At 63.4% G+C, this 17,807-nt stretch carries 14 protein-coding genes; 10 read left to right on the top strand and 4 right to left on the bottom strand.

Translation table 11 applies throughout. The features are described 5' to 3' along the window. Window positions 1-28: 28 nt before the first annotated feature. From ligA to C1H69_RS06795, 3 genes are all read left to right on the top strand, one after another. On the top strand, window positions 29-2,065 hold the full coding sequence (gene ligA, locus C1H69_RS06805) for an NAD-dependent DNA ligase LigA (protein WP_102652656.1): 2,037 nt from the start codon (window positions 29-31) through the stop codon (window positions 2,063-2,065). Beyond that, on the top strand, window positions 2,062-2,331 hold the full coding sequence (locus tag C1H69_RS06800; RefSeq protein WP_102652655.1) for a YheU family protein: 270 nt from the start codon (window positions 2,062-2,064) through the stop codon (window positions 2,329-2,331). Before ligA ends, C1H69_RS06800 begins: the two co-directional genes overlap by 4 nt. Before the next feature lie 191 nt (window positions 2,332-2,522). After that, window positions 2,523-5,147 carry a putative bifunctional diguanylate cyclase/phosphodiesterase gene (locus tag C1H69_RS06795; RefSeq protein ID WP_240609850.1) on the top strand — a complete coding sequence of 875 codons (2,625 nt, stop codon included), beginning with the start codon at window positions 2,523-2,525 and terminating at the stop codon, window positions 5,145-5,147. Window positions 5,148-5,191: 44 nt separating this feature from the next. Here the strand turns inward: C1H69_RS06795 and mnmC are convergent, their stop codons facing one another. Together mnmC and C1H69_RS06785 are read right to left on the bottom strand one after the other, a co-directional pair. Further along, window positions 5,192-7,207 carry a bifunctional tRNA (5-methylaminomethyl-2-thiouridine)(34)-methyltransferase MnmC2/FAD-dependent 5-carboxymethylaminomethyl-2-thiouridine(34) oxidoreductase MnmC1 gene (gene mnmC / locus C1H69_RS06790; RefSeq protein WP_102652653.1) on the bottom strand — a complete coding sequence of 672 codons (2,016 nt, stop codon included), beginning with the start codon at window positions 7,205-7,207 and terminating at the stop codon, window positions 5,192-5,194. A 279-nt stretch (window positions 7,208-7,486) separates the two neighbouring features. After that, window positions 7,487-7,786, bottom strand: a complete 300-nt coding sequence (locus C1H69_RS06785; protein WP_102652652.1) for a YciI family protein — start codon at window positions 7,784-7,786, stop codon at window positions 7,487-7,489. A gap of 124 nt (window positions 7,787-7,910) precedes the next feature. On the opposite strand from C1H69_RS06785, the gene C1H69_RS06780 reads away from it, so the two are divergent. After that, window positions 7,911-8,825, top strand: coding sequence for a PHP domain-containing protein (locus tag C1H69_RS06780; RefSeq protein ID WP_102652651.1), 915 nt, complete (start codon window positions 7,911-7,913; stop codon window positions 8,823-8,825). Window positions 8,826-8,916: 91 nt separating this feature from the next. Continuing rightward, window positions 8,917-9,540, top strand: coding sequence for an L-threonylcarbamoyladenylate synthase (locus C1H69_RS06775; RefSeq protein WP_102652650.1), 624 nt, complete (start codon window positions 8,917-8,919; stop codon window positions 9,538-9,540). A gap of 14 nt (window positions 9,541-9,554) precedes the next feature. Here C1H69_RS06775 and C1H69_RS06770 read toward each other — a convergent pair whose 3' ends face one another. After that, on the bottom strand, window positions 9,555-10,430 hold the full coding sequence (locus C1H69_RS06770; RefSeq protein ID WP_102652649.1) for an ion transporter: 876 nt from the start codon (window positions 10,428-10,430) through the stop codon (window positions 9,555-9,557). A gap of 60 nt (window positions 10,431-10,490) precedes the next feature. Next, window positions 10,491-11,333, bottom strand: a complete 843-nt coding sequence (locus C1H69_RS06765; RefSeq protein ID WP_102652648.1) for a CYTH domain-containing protein — start codon at window positions 11,331-11,333, stop codon at window positions 10,491-10,493. Between the two features lie 116 nt (window positions 11,334-11,449). Here C1H69_RS06765 and C1H69_RS06760 point away from each other — a divergent pair, with 116 nt between their 5' ends. From C1H69_RS06760 to C1H69_RS06740, 5 genes are all read left to right on the top strand, one after another. After that, entirely contained in the window at window positions 11,450-12,130 is a 681-nt protein-coding gene (locus tag C1H69_RS06760) for a TIGR00153 family protein (protein WP_102652647.1), read from the top strand. Between the two features lie 71 nt (window positions 12,131-12,201). Next, window positions 12,202-13,470: an inorganic phosphate transporter gene (locus tag C1H69_RS06755; RefSeq protein ID WP_102652646.1), complete on the top strand. Its 1,269-nt coding sequence runs from the start codon at window positions 12,202-12,204 to the stop codon at window positions 13,468-13,470. 111 nt (window positions 13,471-13,581) lie between these two features. Further along, window positions 13,582-14,895: an amino-acid N-acetyltransferase gene (argA, locus tag C1H69_RS06750; protein ID WP_102652645.1), complete on the top strand. Its 1,314-nt coding sequence runs from the start codon at window positions 13,582-13,584 to the stop codon at window positions 14,893-14,895. A gap of 861 nt (window positions 14,896-15,756) precedes the next feature. Beyond that, entirely contained in the window at window positions 15,757-17,253 is a 1,497-nt protein-coding gene (locus tag C1H69_RS06745) for a sensor histidine kinase (RefSeq protein WP_102652644.1), read from the top strand. Then, a complete protein-coding gene (locus C1H69_RS06740; RefSeq protein WP_102652643.1) occupies window positions 17,250-17,798 on the top strand; it encodes a hypothetical protein in 549 nt (182 codons plus the stop codon). Before C1H69_RS06745 ends, C1H69_RS06740 begins: the two co-directional genes overlap by 4 nt. The last annotated feature ends 9 nt before the right edge of the window (window positions 17,799-17,807 follow it).

Raw genomic sequence — 17,807 nt, 5'->3', positions numbered from 1 at the left:
AGAGACATCGACCGAGACACCGACACGCATGACTCAGCCCAGCCAGACTATTCTCGACGAGGTGGCGCGTCTGCGCGCCGAGCTCGATGACGCCAACTATCGTTACTACGTGCTTGACGACCCACGGCTCACCGATGCCGATTACGACCGCATGCTGCGCCGTCTTCACCAGCTCGAGGAGACGCATCCCGAGCTGGTGACGCCGGACTCACCCACCCAGCGGGTAGGTGCCGCGCCGGACGCCGGCTTCCCCTCGGTGAAGCATGCGGTCCCCATGCTGTCCCTGGACAATGCCTTGAGCGAGGGTGAGCTCACGGCATTCGTCAAGCGGGTCGCCGACCGGCTGGAGGCCGATGCCGAGTCCCTGGCCTTCTGCTGCGAGCCCAAGCTGGATGGCGCGGCGGTATCGTTGGTTTACGAGAAGGGGGTGCTCATCAGCGGCGCCACCCGCGGCGATGGTCGTACCGGCGAAGGCATCACCTCCAACCTGCGTACCCTGCGCTCGATTCCGCTGAAACTGCGTGGCAAGGAGTATCCCGAACTGCTGGAAGTTCGTGGCGAGGTGATCATGAGCCATGCAGGCTTCGAGAAGCTCAACGACAAGGCGCGTGAGGACGATGGCAAGATATTCGCCAATCCACGCAATGCCGCCGCCGGCAGCCTGCGTCAGCTCGATCCCAAGGTCACCGCTACCCGGCCGCTGGAATTCAGTGCCTATCAGGTGGCGCGCATCGAGCCCGACCTGGGCGACAGCACGCACAGCGCGTTGATGGCCCGCCTGGGCGACCTGGGTTTCCGCTCCGGTTCGGAACTCAAGGTGGTAACGGGGAGCCAGGAGCTGATCGACTATTGCCGCAGGCTGGGCGAGCAGCGCGATGGTCTTGGCTACGACATCGACGGTGTGGTCATCAAGGTCGATGACCTGCGCCTGCAGCGGGAGCTGGGCTTCGTGGCCCGGGCGCCGCGCTGGGCGATCGCCTTCAAGTTTCCCGCCCAGGAAGAGACGACACGCCTCAACGATGTGGAATTCCAGGTCGGCCGCACCGGGGCGATCACACCGGTAGCCAGGCTCGAACCGGTGACGGTGGCCGGCGTCACCGTGTCCAACGCCAGCCTGCACAATGCCGACGAGATTGCCCGCCTGGGTGTGAAGATCGGCGATACCGTCATGATTCGTCGCGCCGGTGATGTCATCCCCCAGGTGGTGCGAGTGCTGGAAGAGCAGCGCCCCTCCGATGCCCGCGACATCGTCTTTCCCGAGCGCTGCCCGGTCTGCGATTCCGAGATCGAGCGGCTCGAGGGCGAAGTCGTGGCGCGCTGTTCCGGCGGGCTCTACTGCGGTGCCCAGCGCAAGGAGGCGCTCAAGCACTTTGCCTCGCGGCGCGCACTGGATATCGACGGCCTGGGCGTGAAGCTGATCGACCAGTTGGTGGAGCGGGGCTGGGTAAAGACCCCGGCCGACCTGTTTCGCCTCGACGCCGAACGCATCGCCGAACTGCCGCGCATGGCGAAGAAGTCCTCCGAGAACCTGGCGGCGGCCCTCGACAAGGCAAGGGATACCACGTTGGCGCGCTTCGTCTATGCGCTGGGCATCCGAGAGGTGGGCGAGGCCACGGCCGCCAACCTGGCACGCCATTTCGGCACCCTGGATGCCCTGATGGAGGCCGAAGTCGCCGACCTCGAAGCCGTCGAGGACGTGGGTCCAGTGGTCGCCGCCCATGTGCACACCTTCTTCCGTCAGCCCCACAATCGCGACACCATCGGCGAACTGCGTGCCCTGGGCCTGACCTGGAAAGAGGAGGAGATTGGCGAGCGCCCCCAGCCCCTGGCCGGCCAGACCTGGGTACTCACCGGTACCCTGGAGAGCATGACCCGCGACGAGGGCAAGGAGCGCCTGCAGGCGCTGGGCGCCAAGGTGGCCGGTAGCGTGTCGAAGAAGACCGCCGGCGTGGTGGCCGGTGAGGCGGCCGGCAGCAAGCTGACCAAGGCCGAGGAGCTTGGCGTGCCAGTACTCGACGAGCCAGCCTTTCTCGAACGGCTGCGGGCGTGGGAGACGGGATCATGAGCGGTCGTTTCATCGAGGTGCCTTATCGCATGCTTCCTCCCGATACGCTGGAAGCGCTGCTCGAGAGCTTCGTGACGCGCCAGGGGTACGACACGACCGATACGGGGGAGGGGATGAAAGGCTGGGTCGGTGAACTCAGCAAGCAGCTCGAGCGCGGTGATCTGCTCATCGCTCACGACCTGCGGACCGAGACGACCGAAGTCATGACGCTTGCCCAGTGGCGTGCCTTCGGTCGCGACCTGGCGGATGACGAGGAGGAGGGCTAGAGAAATGCGAGCCCTACCATCGTCCAAGCTCCGTAGCCTGAGAGGTTCACCGGGAATTGATCCATGTCAGGGCATGGCTTTTTTGCCCCATGGGGGATGAATTTTTTAGTATCTGAATTGGCGGCCGTTAATCTAGGGTAATGGTTTTGGCAGGATTCTGTCTTCGTGCGATGGGGATAACAATGCTAACCATGGCCCGCCTTCTCCTTGCCTACCTGCGAACCCTCAAGGGGTTCGTGCTGGTGGCCATCCTGTCGACTTCCTTGATCGTATTTCTCGGCGTCACCCTGGTCGCTTCCCTGCTCTATGAGGACATCATCGCCCGGCAGGCCGAACGAACTTCCGAAACCCTGGCGCGACAGAGCTTCAATTCCATGCTTCAGGTGATGCGCCAGGGCTGGAGCCGGGAGCAGAGGGAAGCCTTCATCGCCGACACCAGGAGCATTCACGCCGGCTCTCCCTACCAGTTCGAGATATATCGCGGTGAGCTGGTATCCGAGCGGTACGGCGAGATCGATCAGCCACCACGGGATATCGCCATCGGGGAGGCCTTCGAATCCGGCGAGGAGCGCGTCTACCGGGAGAGTGGCCAGGTGCGTCGCGTCATGCCGCTGGTGGCCACGTCCGACTGCCTGGGCTGCCACCAGAACGCCGCTATCGGGGACGTGCTCGGAGTCATCGATATCCAGCACGACATGACCCCCATCAGCAGCGAAATGCGTGGCAACTACGTGGCCCTGTTCCTCGCTGCCTCCATGATGGTGCTGTTGCTGGCCATGGCCCTTTCCACGTTCTTTGCCAGCCGTATTCGCCAATCGCTGAATACCTTCCGCTCGCGTCTCTCGGCGGTGAATTCCGTCGAAGACTTCCGCCACTTGGATGTGAGCGTCGCCAATGTGCACTTCAGGGAGCTCGACGCTGCCTTCCAGCACGTCAATGAGCTGGTGGGGCGGCTCAAGAACGTTGCCGTCGATAAGGACATCCTGGAGTTCGAGATTCGCCTGCTGAGCAAGTTCATCATCACCTCCGACGTGGTGAGGGATTGGCGGGAATTCATCAAGGAGCTGTTGTCGGATATCAACACCATCGTCCAGGCGCATACGCTGGTGACCATTTTCCAGGTGGAGGAGGAAGGCTATGAGCTGGAAATCTTCTGGCACCGCGAGGTGTCGGCGGAAACGCGCGAAACCTTCGAGCGAATCCTGACGCAGCTGCTGGAAGACAAGCCCCAGGGACTGACGGGAGCAACGGTACTCAAGGTGATCCACCACACCGTTCACCCCTGTGGGCCGGGGGAGCGCATGGTGATGGATCTGACTCCCGATGACATCCGGCTGCAGACCAAGTCGCTGCTGCTGGAAGCGCCCAAGATCGGCGGCATCGTCGGCATCGGCGTGCAGTCGGATCTGGCACAGGACCCCATCCGGCACATCGTCATCGACGGCATCCTCTCGACACTGCTGAACCTGGTGGGGTCGGTCAAGGCCATCTACAAGTACACGCAGGACCTCGAGTTCTACGCCACACGCGATCCCCTCACCAACCTGCACAACCAGCGCATCTTCAAGGACATGCTCAGCTACGAAGTGGGCCGGGCGTCCCGGCACCAGGATCACTTCAGCCTGCTGATGCTGGATCTGGACAACTTCAAGACCGTCAACGACCGGCATGGCCACGCCTTCGGCGACCATTTCCTCCAGGCGGTTGCCGAGACCCTGACACGCTCGGTGCGACCCGGCGACTTCCTGGCGCGCTATGGCGGCGACGAGTTCACCATCATCCTGCCGGAAACCGGGGACCAGCAGGCCTACTCCGTGGCGCTGCGCATCGCCGACAGCCTGACCAGCCAGGCGCTGGCCGCCCCGGACGGGTCGACCGTCAGGGCGACGATCTCGATCGGCGTTGCCACCTACCCGCGCCATGCCACCAATGCCCGCGATCTCTTCCTGATGGCCGACAACATGATGTACAAGGCCAAACGCAAGGGGAAAAACTGCGTTGCCCTGCCTGACAGCGAGGAAGTGGCCGCGGTCTTCCGCGAGGTGGGAGCAAAGAACCAGATGGTGCTCAGCGCGCTGGAGGAAGAGCGGATCGTGCCCTATTTCCAGCCCATCGTCGATGTACGCACGGGGCAGGTGCACATCCATGAGCTGCTGATGCGTATCCAGGTCGATGACCGGATCGTGCCGGCGGGCGAATTCATCGATATCGCCGAGAGCATCGGCGTCATCCACAAGATGGATTACCTGCTGATCGAGAAGGCCTTCGCCCAGATCCACGATCAGGGCTACCAGGGCCTGCTGTTCATCAACCTGTCGCCCAGGTCCCTCATCATCGGTGAGTTCATCGGCCACATTCACCAGCTCGCCATCGACTACGACATACTGCCGGAACGCATCGTCTTCGAGCTGACCGAGCGGGAAACCGTCAGCAACCTCAAGCTGCTGGAAAAATTCGTGCTCGACCTGAAGCTGGAAGGCTTCAATTTCGCCATCGACGACTTCGGTTCGGGTTACTCATCGTTCCGCTACCTGAAGCAGTTCCCCATCGACGTGATCAAGATCGAGGGCGATTTCATCCGCAACATGCTCGACGATGACAAGTACATGGCCTTCGTCAAGAGTATCGTGACCCTGGCCCAGAGCCTGGGAGTCAGTACCGTTGCCGAATTCATCGAGGACAAGGACGTGCTCGCGGCGGTAGCGGAGCTGGGCATCGACTTCGGACAGGGCTATCACCTGGGGCGGCCGTCGCTGAATTTTGTCATGGATCGAGCCCCCGCCAGGCAGCCGTATCGGCTCACTTTCCCCGACTGACCCGGCGGACGGCCCGGTAGACAAGGCTGTCCGCCAGCGCCGCCCTACTTCCCACGTGCCAGGTCGCGCAGCACCCGCCTGCCCGGGTGCAGGTGATCCACCAGCGGCCACTCCAGTGGCAGCGGCTCATCGCAGATCCTCGAAGCGATCAGTTCGGCACACAGCGGGGCGCTGGCCATGCCGCGGGCGCCATGGGCGGCGCTGATCCACAAACCCGGATGGTGCCTGCCGGCCACGGCCGGTCTCAGGGTCGCGTCCTTGGCCAGCACGGCGTAGTCCTTGCGCCAGGCGGCGACATCCGGCACCGGGCCGGCGTAGGGCGACTTGTCGGGGCTGGCGGCACGCACGGAGGCGCGCCCCTGGCAGCTCGCCGGGTCGAGTGACACACCGGCCTCGCGCAGCGCACGGGTGAAGGCCGGCAGTCCCTTTTCCAGTTCCGCCAGGTTCGCGGCATGGTCATCTTCACGGATGGCCGTGCCGGCATCGTTGGGCAGGAAGGTGGCACCGAACGTCAGTACGCCATCCAGCGCCGGGGTGACATAGCCGCCGCCGCAGACGACGCGATAGAGCGCCGGGGCCCCCTCGGGAAGGGTCAACTGGCTGATCTGGCCGCGAATGACCTGCAACGTCAGGCCATGGGTGGGTGCGAAGCGGTTGGCCGTGTCAGCATTGGCGATAACCACCTGATCCACCTCCAGGGCTTCGCCGTCGGCCAGCGATAGTTTCCAGCCGGCTTGCGTGACATCCAGCGCCGTGACTTCGCCGCGACGGAAGTCGACGCCTGGGCCGCTGGCCAGGAACTGGCACAGGGCCCCGGGGCGGACCCAGCCGGCGGCCGGGTAACTCAGCCCGCTGTGATCGAGCTCGACGCCCGCCTGCTGCGTGGCCGTGTCGGCATCGACGCCGGCGAGCAGCGCCTGGGGCAGACGATGGGCGGCAAGGAAGCGCACCTGGCGCCGGGCTTCCCGGTCGGTCATGGCCAGCTGCAGCAGTCCGCAGGGGGACCAGAGCTCATGGCCGGGGTCCAGGTGCTGCAGCCAGCGCAAGGTATGCTGCAGCCCGGCCAGGTAGAAACGGCTGTGGTCGTTGGGGTCCGCTGCCAGCTTGATGTAGAGCACTCCCTGTCGGTTGCCGGAGCCGCCCGCGCCCGGTGCCTCGCGGTCGAGCAGGGTGACGCGCAGGCCGCGCCGGGCCAGTGAGCGGGCCATGCTGGTGCCGGCGATACCGGCGCCGATCACCGCCACGTGCCGGGCTGCACGGCGGGGAGGCGGGGTGAACCAGGGGGACGATCCCCGCAGCGCCAGTGTCGGTGGTTCGGCAATGTGGCCGGTGAGTATTTCCCGCTTGCGGCCGACACCCGGTACCTTGCGCCAGGTGAAGCCCGCTTCGGCCAGTCCACGCTTGACGATACCCGCGCAGGTGAAGGTGGCAAAGGTGGCTCCCGGCCGTGAACGTGACGCCATGGCGGCGAAAAGCTCGGGTCGCCACATGTCGGGGTTCTTCGATGGTGCGAAGCCATCCAGGAACCAGGCATCGACCTCGCCCTCCAGCAGTTGCAGCCGCTCGGCGGCATCCCCGAAATGCAGGTCCAGGGTGACCCGTTCATCCAGCCACAGGCGATGCACGCCGGCCACCGGCTGGGGCCACTGGCGCACCAACCGCTCGGCGCGCGACGCAAGCGTCGGCCAGGCGGACAGTGCCCGTTCGATATCCTCCCGGGACAACGGATAACGCTCGGTAGACACTAGGTGCAGCCGTGCCGCTGACGGCGCGTGGGCATCGAAGCAGGCCCACGCGCAGAGCATGTTGAGCCCGGTGCCGAAGCCGGTCTCGCCGATCACGAAGGGGCGGCCGGCCGGCCAACTGGCGAAGCGGTTCGACAGGTCGTTGCCGGCGAGGAAGACGTGCTCGGTTTCCGTTCGGCCATCCTGTCGAGAGAAATAGACATCGTCGAATTGGGCCGACAGGGGGGCCGTCTCGCCGAGGTCGTTGGTCGACCAGTCGAGCTTGGCCGTCTCGAGGCCGGCCAGTGGGGGCAGGGTAGGGGGGCTGGCGGACACGGGCCTCTCCAGGGAGCACGAGCTGGTTGGCCGGTGCTCAAGATATGATCAATTTCATGTCAGCGGCCGATCATGGGGCGTAGCGGCGGCCATACTCGTCGTTTCAACAGTGTTATCCACAGGAGCTGTGAGTAACGCGTTGTGGATGATGACCGTGGACAATGGCTGCCCCTCCATGACCGCAGGCTATGGCTCAGCGGCCTCGATTCCCGTTGCGGCCAGCCGTGTTCTCGTTCGTCAGGGGATGACGATATGGAACCGGAAGCTGTCGGCTCGCGCTCAGGGCAGGACTTTCTTGAACGGCTTCACCGTGACCTTCGCATAGACGCCTGCGATCATGTAGGGGTCGGCATCGGCCCAGGCCTGAGCGGTCTCGAGGCTGTCGAACTCGGCCACCACCAGGCTGCCGCTGAAACCGGCGTCGCCGGGGTTGTCGGCATCGATGGCGGGATGGGGGCCGGCCAGCACCAGGCGGCCTTCGTCACGCAGTTTCTCAAGGCGTGCCAAGTGATCCGGACGGGCAGCCAGGCGGCGTTCCAGGCTGTTCTTGACGTCGTCACTGATGATTGCGTAAAGCATCGCAGTGTTTCCTCGGGCTTGCGCGGCGTGAGCCGCAGGTCTCGAACGGGGCGCTGACATTGACCGGTCATCGCCGGGCGCGCACCATGGGGCCATTATTCTGACAAAATCGCTCCCCTGCGTCATGCCAATGTCCTTATTTCCCGCCAATTTTACCGGCGATCCCGTGCCTCTGGGTGTCGACCTTCACATGCATTCCACTGCGTCGGACGGTGCCCTGGCACCTGCCGACCTGGTCGGCCTGTGTGCCGAACGGGGGGTGAGGCTGATGGCCTTGACCGACCACGACAGCATGGCCGGCATCGACGAGGCCCATGACGCGGCCAGCCGTCTGGCGATTCGACTGCTGCCGGGCACCGAGCTCTCGACCCGTTGGCATGGCATCAACATCCATGTGGTGGGCCTGCTGCCCCAGGGAGCCAGCGGTGCCTTGGCCCTGGGGTTGCAATCCCAGGCCGAGGCACGTGAAGCGCGTGCCGTGGATATTGCCAGGCGGCTCGAGAAGGTTGGCCTGCATGACGCGCTGGCCCTGGCCCGTGAACAGGCCGGGCCGCACCGGCCGCTGGGTCGCCCGGACTTTGCTCGTGCACTGGTGGCGGCGGGGCTGGTGCCGGACATCACGACTGCCTTCAAGAAGCATCTGGGCAACGGCAAGGCCGGTGATGTCAAGGCGTACTGGCCGGCCATGAGCGAAGTCGTGGGCTGGATCGTCGACTCCGGTGGCGTGGCGGTACTGGCCCACCCCTTGCGGCATGGCTTGACCCGTCGCAAGAGGGGGCTGCTGCTGGACGACTTCCGCGAGACCGGCGGGCAAGCCGCTGAGCTGATCAGCGGTTTCCAGAATGCCGATGTCACCCGTGACCTGGCCCGCCAGCTCGACGAGCGGGAACTCTATGCCTCGGTGGGCAGCGACTTCCATTTCCTCGGTGGCCACCTGGCGCCGGGGAGCATGAGCCCGGTTCCTCGTACCGCCGTGGCGCCGGTCTGGACGCACCCGCGCCTGGCCGGCTTTCTCCAGTCAGCCAACGACCCGGCCTGATGTCGCGCATGGCCCGGCCGCACGATAAACTGGGGCATCGCACGAGACTAGGAGTCGACCCGCTTTGAACGATGACCGTCAGGGAGTGATCATGAGCCAGTATTTCCAGCTGCATCCGGAGAACCCCCAGAAGCGTCTGATCGACCAGGCGATCCAGATCATTCGCAATGGCGGTGTCGTGGCCTATCCCACCGACTCGGGTTATGCCCTTGGATGCCATCTGGGCGACAAGAAGGCCGTCGAGCGCATCAAGCGATTGCGTTCACTGGATGACAAGCACAATTTCACCCTGGTGTGCTCCGACCTCTCCGAGATCGGGACCTATGCCAAGGTCGACAATGCGGTATTCCGGCTGCTCAAGGCGCATACGCCCGGGGCCTACACCTTCATCCTCAACGCCACGACCGAAGTGCCGCGCCTGTTGCTGCATCCCAAACGGCGCTCCATCGGCGTGAGGGTGCCGGATCATCGGATCACCCATGCGCTGCTCGAGGCGCTGGGCGAGCCGCTGATGAGCGTGACGCTGATTCCGGTGGGCGACGACCTGCCGATGACCGATGCGGAAGAGATCCGCGACCGTTTCGGTACACAGCTCGACCTGATCATCGACGGCGGCGCCTGTCACCTGGACGCCACCAGCGTCATCGACCTGCGCGAACTGCCGCCAACGATCGTCCGAGAGGGACGTGGCGACCTGACACCGTTCAGGGTGTAAAGGGGGGAGCGGGGTTACCGCTCATCCCCCGCCTTTGGTGCGTTGGGGTCCTGCGTCTCCTCATCGAGCCAGGTGCCGCACTTGAGGCAGTAGAGCGCGCGTTTCTCGTGACGGTCGTGACCGCAGCCGGGGCAGGCCTGGTCGGAGTAGCGGTCGGCGCGGATCGAGCGGATCACTTCGGCCGAGAACACCCCGGTGGGTACGGCAATGATCGAATAGCCGATCAGCATCACCAGGGTCGAGATGGCCTGGCCGAGGGGCGTGACGGGAACGATGTCGCCATAGCCGACCGTAGTCATGGTGACGATGGCCCAATAGACCGAGATGGGGATACTGGTGAAGCCGGCCTCGGCGGGTTCGATCATGTAGACCAGCGCGGCAAACAGCGTGACGAGCAGGAATACCGTGAACAGGAACAGAAAGATCTGATGCCAGCTGTTCTTCAGTGCTTCCACCAGCAGGCGTCCTTCACCGACGAACTGCATCAGCCTCAGCACGCGGAAAATGCGCAGCACGCGCAGCAGGCGCACGATCACCAGGGTTTGGGTGCCTGGAATCAACAGCATCAACCAGGTGGGTAAAATAGCCACGATGTCGATGATGCCGTAGAAGCTGCGCAGGTAGCGCAGCGGCTTGTCGAGAATGTAGATACGTATCGCAAGCTCCATGGTGAACGCGAGAGTAAAGCCCCACTCGATCCAGTAGAACCATACGCCATAGGTGGCGCCGAACCGCTCGACGGTATCGAGCATTACCACCAGCACACTGGCCAGGATCATCAGTATCAGGGCGATATCGAAGCCCTTGGCCAGAGGCGTGTCCGATTCGAAGATGACCTGGAACAGGCGCGTGCGCAGGCCGTCTTCGGCCGGCCGAAATGGCTCGGTCATACGATTGCTCCCTGCCGTGCTTCGCTCATTAGCGTGACATCCCCTGCTGGTTGTGCCGTCTCACGGGGCCAGGCGATGCGCGAGTCTCAGTGCCTGTCTGCCGAAGTCGATGCTCAGCCAGTCCGGCTCGTCGAGCATGGCGGCGAGCGCGCCGGCTTCGGTCTCGCCGTTCTCGGCCAATTGCCTGAAGGCATCCCGGGCCGTCATCCTCCAGGTATCGTTGCCGGTATCGCCCAGGGCGTCCAACGCCAGGATGGCGTGGTGCAGCCGCTCGCTGGCAGTGTCGCCTTCCGGCAGCGTCCAGTGGCCGGCGAGCAGGGCGCTACCCCGGGCGGCCTTGCTGGCGTCGGCGGGGCGCAGCGGTATCGTCTCGGCAAGCCCGACAGCTAGTTCCCACAGTGCGTCGGGGTTGCCACGCTTGAGCTCCAGTTCCAGCTCGCGGATCGGCACGGCATGGCCGGCAGTGCGAATCTCGCCTTGGTCGAGTGCCACCTCGATGGTGGCGCCGGCGTGGTCGAGCAGCCAGAGCCGGCGCTGGAAATCGGTGGTGAAGCGTGGTGTCAGCCGGTCGAGCACCGAGGCCCCAAGCTCCGCCAAGGGCGGCAGGGCGGCAAGTCCTTCCCGGTCGAGTTCCGGGCCCGCTACCGTCCACTCCCATTCGCCGCGGTGGCTCATCCCCCCCGAGGCTTTGCCGCTGGTCTTCAGGGTCTGTATCCATCTGTCGTTCCGGCACCGCAGCCGAAGGGCCATGCGTGCGGCTTCCAGATCGCCCTGGGGTGTATCGAAATACGTATTGGCGAGCCGCTGTGTTTCCGCCTGCAGAGTGGACAGACGTGAATGGCAACAAAGGCTTTCGGCTCCTTCATTACCCAGTGCCAGCTTGAGTTCGATCTCTTGGCTCACGGTACGGCTCCCTGTGAAACGACCCTGGTCAGTACAAGCATCGGTAATTTTTCAATGACGTAGCAGGGCGGCTGTCTTTATACTGGCGCCGCCATTTCCCAAGCGCATGATACGCCATGGTCAAACCCAATCCGTTTTCCGCGATGTTCGGTCGCTCGCCGTTCCAGCCCCTGCTGGCGCATATCGTCAAGGCCAGTGAATGTGCCGATCAGTTGCTGCCCTTCTTCGAAGCCACACTGACAGGTGACTGGGAGGAGGCAGGCAGGGTCCGCGAGACCATCACCCGGCTCGAACATGAAGCCGATAGCCTGAAGACCGAGCTGCGCCTCAACCTGCCGAATACACTTTTCCTGCCGGTGTCCCGCAGCGACCTGCTGGACCTGATCACCGTACAGGACAAGATCGCCAACAAGGTACGCGACATCACCGGGATCATGCTGGGCCGCAAGATGCAGGTGCCTGCCGAGCTGGCCCAGCCCATGCGCGATTACATGCAGACGGCCGTCGCCTGTGTGGCCCAGGCCCGCCAGGCCCTGGAAGAGCTCGAGGATCTTCTGGAATCCGGCTTCGGCAGGCATGTCTCCGACGTGATGCAGAACATGATTCGCGAGCTGCACATTCTCGAACAGCAGGCCGACCACCAGCAGGTGGCGATTCGCCGCCAGCTTTTCGACCTGGAGGGCCGGCTCAAGCCGGTGGATGTGATCTTCCTCTACAAGATCATCGACTGGGTGGGTGAACTCTCCGACCGTGCTGAACGTGTCGGCAGCCGCCTGCAGATACTCACTGCCCGGTAAGACAGCCTTCCCCCCAGCGATCCCGGGGCGATGCTCTCCCACTTTGACAGCCACATAGGAACCAACCCCCTATGTCGATCATCGCGCAGCATGGTGAAATCTTCATCATCCTGGCCTGCCTCTTCGGTTTCTTCATGGCCTGGGGTGTCGGTGCCAACGATGTCGCCAATGCCATGGGTACCTCTGTGGGGTCCAAGGCCATCACCATCAAGCAGGCGATCATCATCGCCGTCATCTTCGAATTCCTCGGTGCCTGGCTGGCGGGTGGTGAAGTCACCGCGACCATTCGTGGCGGCATCGTCGATCCGGACCTGCTGCGAAACGACCCGCATCTGTTGGTATACGGCATGCTGTCGGCGCTGCTGGCGGCGGCCATCTGGCTGTTGATCGCTTCGGCCAAGGGTTGGCCGGTCTCGACCACCCACTCCATCGTTGGCGCCATCGTCGGTTTTGGCGCGGTGGGGCTGGGTGTGGAGGCCGTGGCCTGGGGCCAGGTCGGCATCATCGCCTCGAGCTGGTTGTTCTCGCCGCTGCTGGCCGGCTCCGTTGCCTTCATCCTGTTCAAGTCGGTACAGCATCTCATCTTCGAAGCCCGCGACCCCTTCGCCGCGGCCAAGCGCACCGTGCCGTTCTACATTTTCCTGGTCGGCTTCGTCGTCTCCATGGTGACCCTGACCAAGGGTCTCACCCATGTGGGTCTGGATTTCACCTTCGCTCAAAGCTTCATGCTCTCGGTGGCGCTGGGGCTCGTCATCACGGGCATCGGCATCGTGCTGGAAAATCGGGTCAAGGTCGAACGCCGTGCCGGCGACCAGTTCGGCTACGACAACGTCGAGCGCGTGTTCGGCGTGCTGATGATCTTCACCGCCTGCGCCATGGCTTTCGCCCACGGCTCCAACGATGTGGCCAACGCCGTCGGCCCGCTGGCCGCGGTCATCAGTGTTGTCCACAGCGACGGGATGATCGATACATCGGCCCTGGTACCCTGGTGGGTATTGATACTGGGCGGCGGCGGTATCGTGGTCGGCCTGGTCACCTATGGCCACAAGGTGATCGCCACCGTCGGTACCGGTATCACCGAGCTGACCCCCAGTCGTGGCTTCGCTGCCACCCTGGCTGCCGCCACCACGGTGGTACTGGCTTCGGGAACCGGCCTGCCGATTTCCACTACCCACACCCTGGTGGGGGCGGTGCTGGGCGTGGGCCTGGCGCGAGGCATGGCGGCACTCAACATGCGCGTGATCGGCACCATCGTCATGTCCTGGCTGATTACCCTGCCGGCTGGCGCCGGCCTGGCCATCATGTTCTTCTTCCTCTTCAAGGCCATTTTCGGCGGCTGACGCCCTGGCCTGTTTCCAACAGCGAAACGGCGACATGCCTACCGCCGTTTCGCTGCTCTGATATAGTCGAAAAGCAGACACTTCCTTTTCATCTGCTGCCGGAGAGCGGCCTTGGATACTCGTTTCCCTTTCGTTGACTGGTTCCGCAATTCATCGCCCTATATCAATGCGCATCGGGGCCGAACCTTCGTGATTCTCATCGAAGGAGAAGCCATGGCGCGAGGGCGAGGCGAGCAGTTGATCCAGGACCTGGCGCTGCTGCATACGCTGGGTGTGCGACTGGTCGTGGTGTTTGGTATTCGCCCCCAGGTGCAGCAGGCGCTGGACGCCGCGGGAATCGATCCGGTTCGCCATGTTGGCCGCTGGGTAGCCGATGCCGCCATCATGGGGCATGTGGAAAGGGTGGCCGCCGAACAGCGCCTGTGGCTGGAGGCCCGGCTCTCGCTGGGCCTGCCCAACACGCCCTTGCACGGCGTCGAGCTGACGGCGGTATCGGGCAATCTGGTAATGGCCAAGCCCCTGGGCGTACGTGAGGGCATCGACTTCGACCATAGTGGCGAAGTACGCCGGGTGAGGGCGGCGGCCGTTCAGGGGCTGCTGGACCGGGGTTCGCTGGTGCTGCTGCCGCCACTGGGCTTTACCAGCACCGGCGAGGTATTCGACCTGGATGCCTCCGAGGTGGCGCAGCATGCGGCCATGGCACTGGCAGCCGACAAACTGATCCTGCTGGGCGAGGCCGTCGGTCTCTACGATGAAAGCGGGGCCCTGCAGCGTCAGTTGACGCCATCCGAAGCCGAACCGCTGCTGGGGCAGTCCGAGCCGGGCAGCGAGCAGGCACGTCATCTGGCCGCCGCCTGTGCGGCCGCCCGCCATGGCGTGGCGCGAACCCACCTCTTGTCTTGGCACGATCACAACGCCCTGCTCGGCGAACTGTTCACCCGCGACGGGGTGGGTACCATGATCACCCAGCATCGATATGAACAGCTTCGTCCCGCGGAACTGGCTGACATCGGTGGTCTGCTGGAGCTGCTGGAGCCGCTGGAACGCCGCGACATGCTGGTGCCGCGTTCTCGCGAGCGACTGGAACATGAAATCGACGACTATCACGTGATCGACCGGGACGGGATGATCATCGGCTGCGCGGCGCTGCATCGCTTCGGTGAGGCCGAGATGGGCGAGTTGGCCTGCCTGGCGATCCACGTCGATTACCGGGGTGGAGCCCGGGGAGCGCTATTGCTGGCTGCGATCGAACACCGGGCCCGGCGAATGGGGCTCTCTGCCCTGTTCGTACTGACGACTCACACGGCGCACTGGTTCGTCGAGCAAGGCTTCCGCGATGCCGATATAGAGGCGCTCCCGCCGTTGAAGCGGGACACCTATAACCATGCCCGCAAGTCGAAAATCCTTATCAAATCCCTCGCGTGAAGACCTTGTTGCCCCGACTCCCGCCGATGGCGGCGGGTTGTCGCTTCGGGGCAACGCTGCCTGAAGCCTTGTCTCTAAAAAGCTACGTTTCAAACCATTGATTCAAAAGGCTATATGTATTTAAGTGATTTTACTGTCGCCATATGGTGACAGAAAAGGCCTTGCGAGCCCGCTTTTTCCTCCTGTTTTGCGGATCAATAAACGAGCTGGATGTTTTTTTGGGTATAACTTATTCATTTACATGAAATTTACTGCTTATGGCATGCCTTTGGCACTATGCATGGTGAGCAACGGAAGTGGTTCAAACGGCTCGAACCACTTTTGATCATCGGGAAGCTCGGGTACCACCCCCCATGCCCTGTGCACCCGGGCCCAACGATGATCGGCGTCTGCTCCGCGATGTGTAACTTAGGTTGCGATGAGACGGGTACCGCCAACAGGCAAGGAATGGTACCAGTAGGGCAAGGATGCCCCGGCAAGGATGCCTCTCCCCCTCGGGGGATCGAATTGCGCACGACCACCGCTGGCTAAGCGACACCGGCGGTGGTGCAACGGAAACGAAGCCGAGTGGTTCACCGCTCACCTGTTTCGGCCTGCTCCTGGTGGCCATGGTTCGGCAACAGTGCTTCGGGGCCCTCGGGCCCATGAAAAGTATGGACATGGCTCGGCCAGGCGACCGATGCCCATATTTTTCAACCCCTTCAGTTCCCTGCGTACTTGGCCGGCTATGCCGGCCTCTTTTTTTATAGGACCAAGGCGCACGGTGGGCTGAACCAGGCGCCGTTAAATGCGACGATTTCTGTTATCCTTCAGGCATGCACCATGGTGGTTCCCTCTTTATTATTGAATAGAACACTGGTCATGACCGAACGGGTCTCGCGCCAATGGCGTCCACGCTCTCTGCCGCAGCTGGTGCTGATGGCCTTTCTGGTAGTGATGCTGCCATTGGGTATCTTGATGTTCCAGGCTGGTCAGGCCCTTTCCGAATTGTCCCGACTGGCGGATGTCAGCGCGCGTCAGGCAATCGAAGAAACCCGCCGCGCCCGAGTACTCAGCAGCCTGGCCCTGGAGATGGAGCGCAGCGCCCGCCAGTATGCGGTTATCGAACAGGAGAGCCTGCTCGATATCTATGCCGAGCGGCATGCCGAATTCGCGGATCTGCTGGCGCAGCAGCGTCGTTTGCTGCCCAATAACCCCGACGTCATTGCCCTGGGTGAACAATTGCTGCTGTTGTCCCAGCTGCCGGAGCTGAATGCCGAGGAGCTGGAGGTCTGGCTGTCGCTCTTCGCCCCCTTCGCCCAGCATACCGAAGCCATGCGGCGGGCCACCAACCGCCACATCGATGCTCGTATCGAGATGATCCGTGAGCAGGCCGTGGCCGTGCAGTCGCGGCTCTGGCTGCAGACTGGCGCCCTGGTCTCGGCCAGTCTGCTGTTGATGCTGTTGTTCAGTTGGCTGATCATCCGGCCCGTGCGTCAGTTGGAGCGCCGTATCCTGGGTATCGGCAGCGGTGTTGAAGATACCGAGATGGAGAAGATCCAGGGCCCGGCAGAACTGGTGCAACTGGGCGAACGGCTGACCTGGCTTTCGTCTCGCCTCAACGAGCTGGAGGCACAGAAGCAGCAGTTCCTGCGTCACATGTCCCATGAACTCAAGACCCCGCTGGCCAGCGTCCGGGAAGGTTCCGCGCTGCTTGCCGATGGGGTGGCGGGTGAGCTGAGCCCGCATCAGCGCGAGATACTCACATTGATCGACGCGAGTGGCAGCGAGCTTCAGCGACTGATCGAGCAGCTTCTCGATTACAATTTGCTGCAGCATAACCATCGGCTTACCCTCGAGCCCGTGGATCTGGCTACGTTGGTCAAGAGCACCCTCGCCAAGCATCGGCTGGCGCTGGAGCAGAAGGGCATGCGGGTGACCGCGTTCGATGGCCCGCTGGAATGGGTCGTCGATCGTACCGCCATGGGGCGCATTCTCGATAATCTGGTGTCCAACGCCATCGCCTACGGCGAAGATGACGGCGTCATGCTGATCCGGGCACATGCAGGGCATGAGCATCTGGTGCTGGACGTGGCCAACAGTGGCCAGCCCATTGCCGAGCATGACCGCATGCAGCTTTTCGAACCCTTCTACCAGGGGCGCTCCCGGCGCAAGGGGCCGCTCAAGGGTTCGGGCATCGGGCTCTCCGTGGCCGCCGACTGCGCCCGGCTTCATCAAGGCAGCCTGCAGCTTGTCGAGGATAGGCAGCTGGATGTGTGTTTCCGCCTGACGCTGCCGCATCGGGCGGTACCGCTGAGTACCACTATAAATAATAGGAAACCCGTGCAGGCGGGTATCGGCGCAAGGAGCGAACGATGAAGACGACGAAGATTTTCTGTGCCTTTTTTTCGGCCCTGTGGTTGGCGGGTTGCGAGCTTCTGCCCGAACAGACTCACGCCCGGCCAGAAGAAGCAGCCGAGGCGCTGGAATGCCATGCCACCGTACCGACCTTTGACGAGGAAGTTTGTCTGCTGCCCGACTGGATCGCCTTCGGGCTGGCCTCCCAGCGAGGCGACAGCACGTGGCGTAACGCCAAGCTGGAAACGCTGGAAGCACGGCTGGCAGGGCGAGAGATCGAGTTGAGCCTGGCCCGGGCCGTGGCCCTGGCCTGGGGGAGTGAGCGCCAGTGGTCACAGGCTGCGGACCTCTACAGGGACAACCTCCACGAGGCGCCTGCCAAGCTGCAGCCGCTGCTGCGCTATTGGCTCAATGAGCTGGAGGGAAGACGCTCCATGTCCGGCCAACTGGCGCGCGCCCGCGGCGACGTGGCCGCCATGAAGCAGGAAAACGAACAGCTCGCCGAAAAGCTCGAGGCGTTGACCGCCATCGAGCAGAATATCAACTTGAGACAGCAGTCGCCCTGAGCGACATGG

Source organism: Billgrantia endophytica (assembly GCF_002879615.1).
Taxonomy (GTDB): Bacteria; Pseudomonadota; Gammaproteobacteria; order Pseudomonadales; family Halomonadaceae; genus Halomonas; species Halomonas endophytica.
This window is presented reverse-complemented; position numbering and strand designations above follow the sequence as displayed.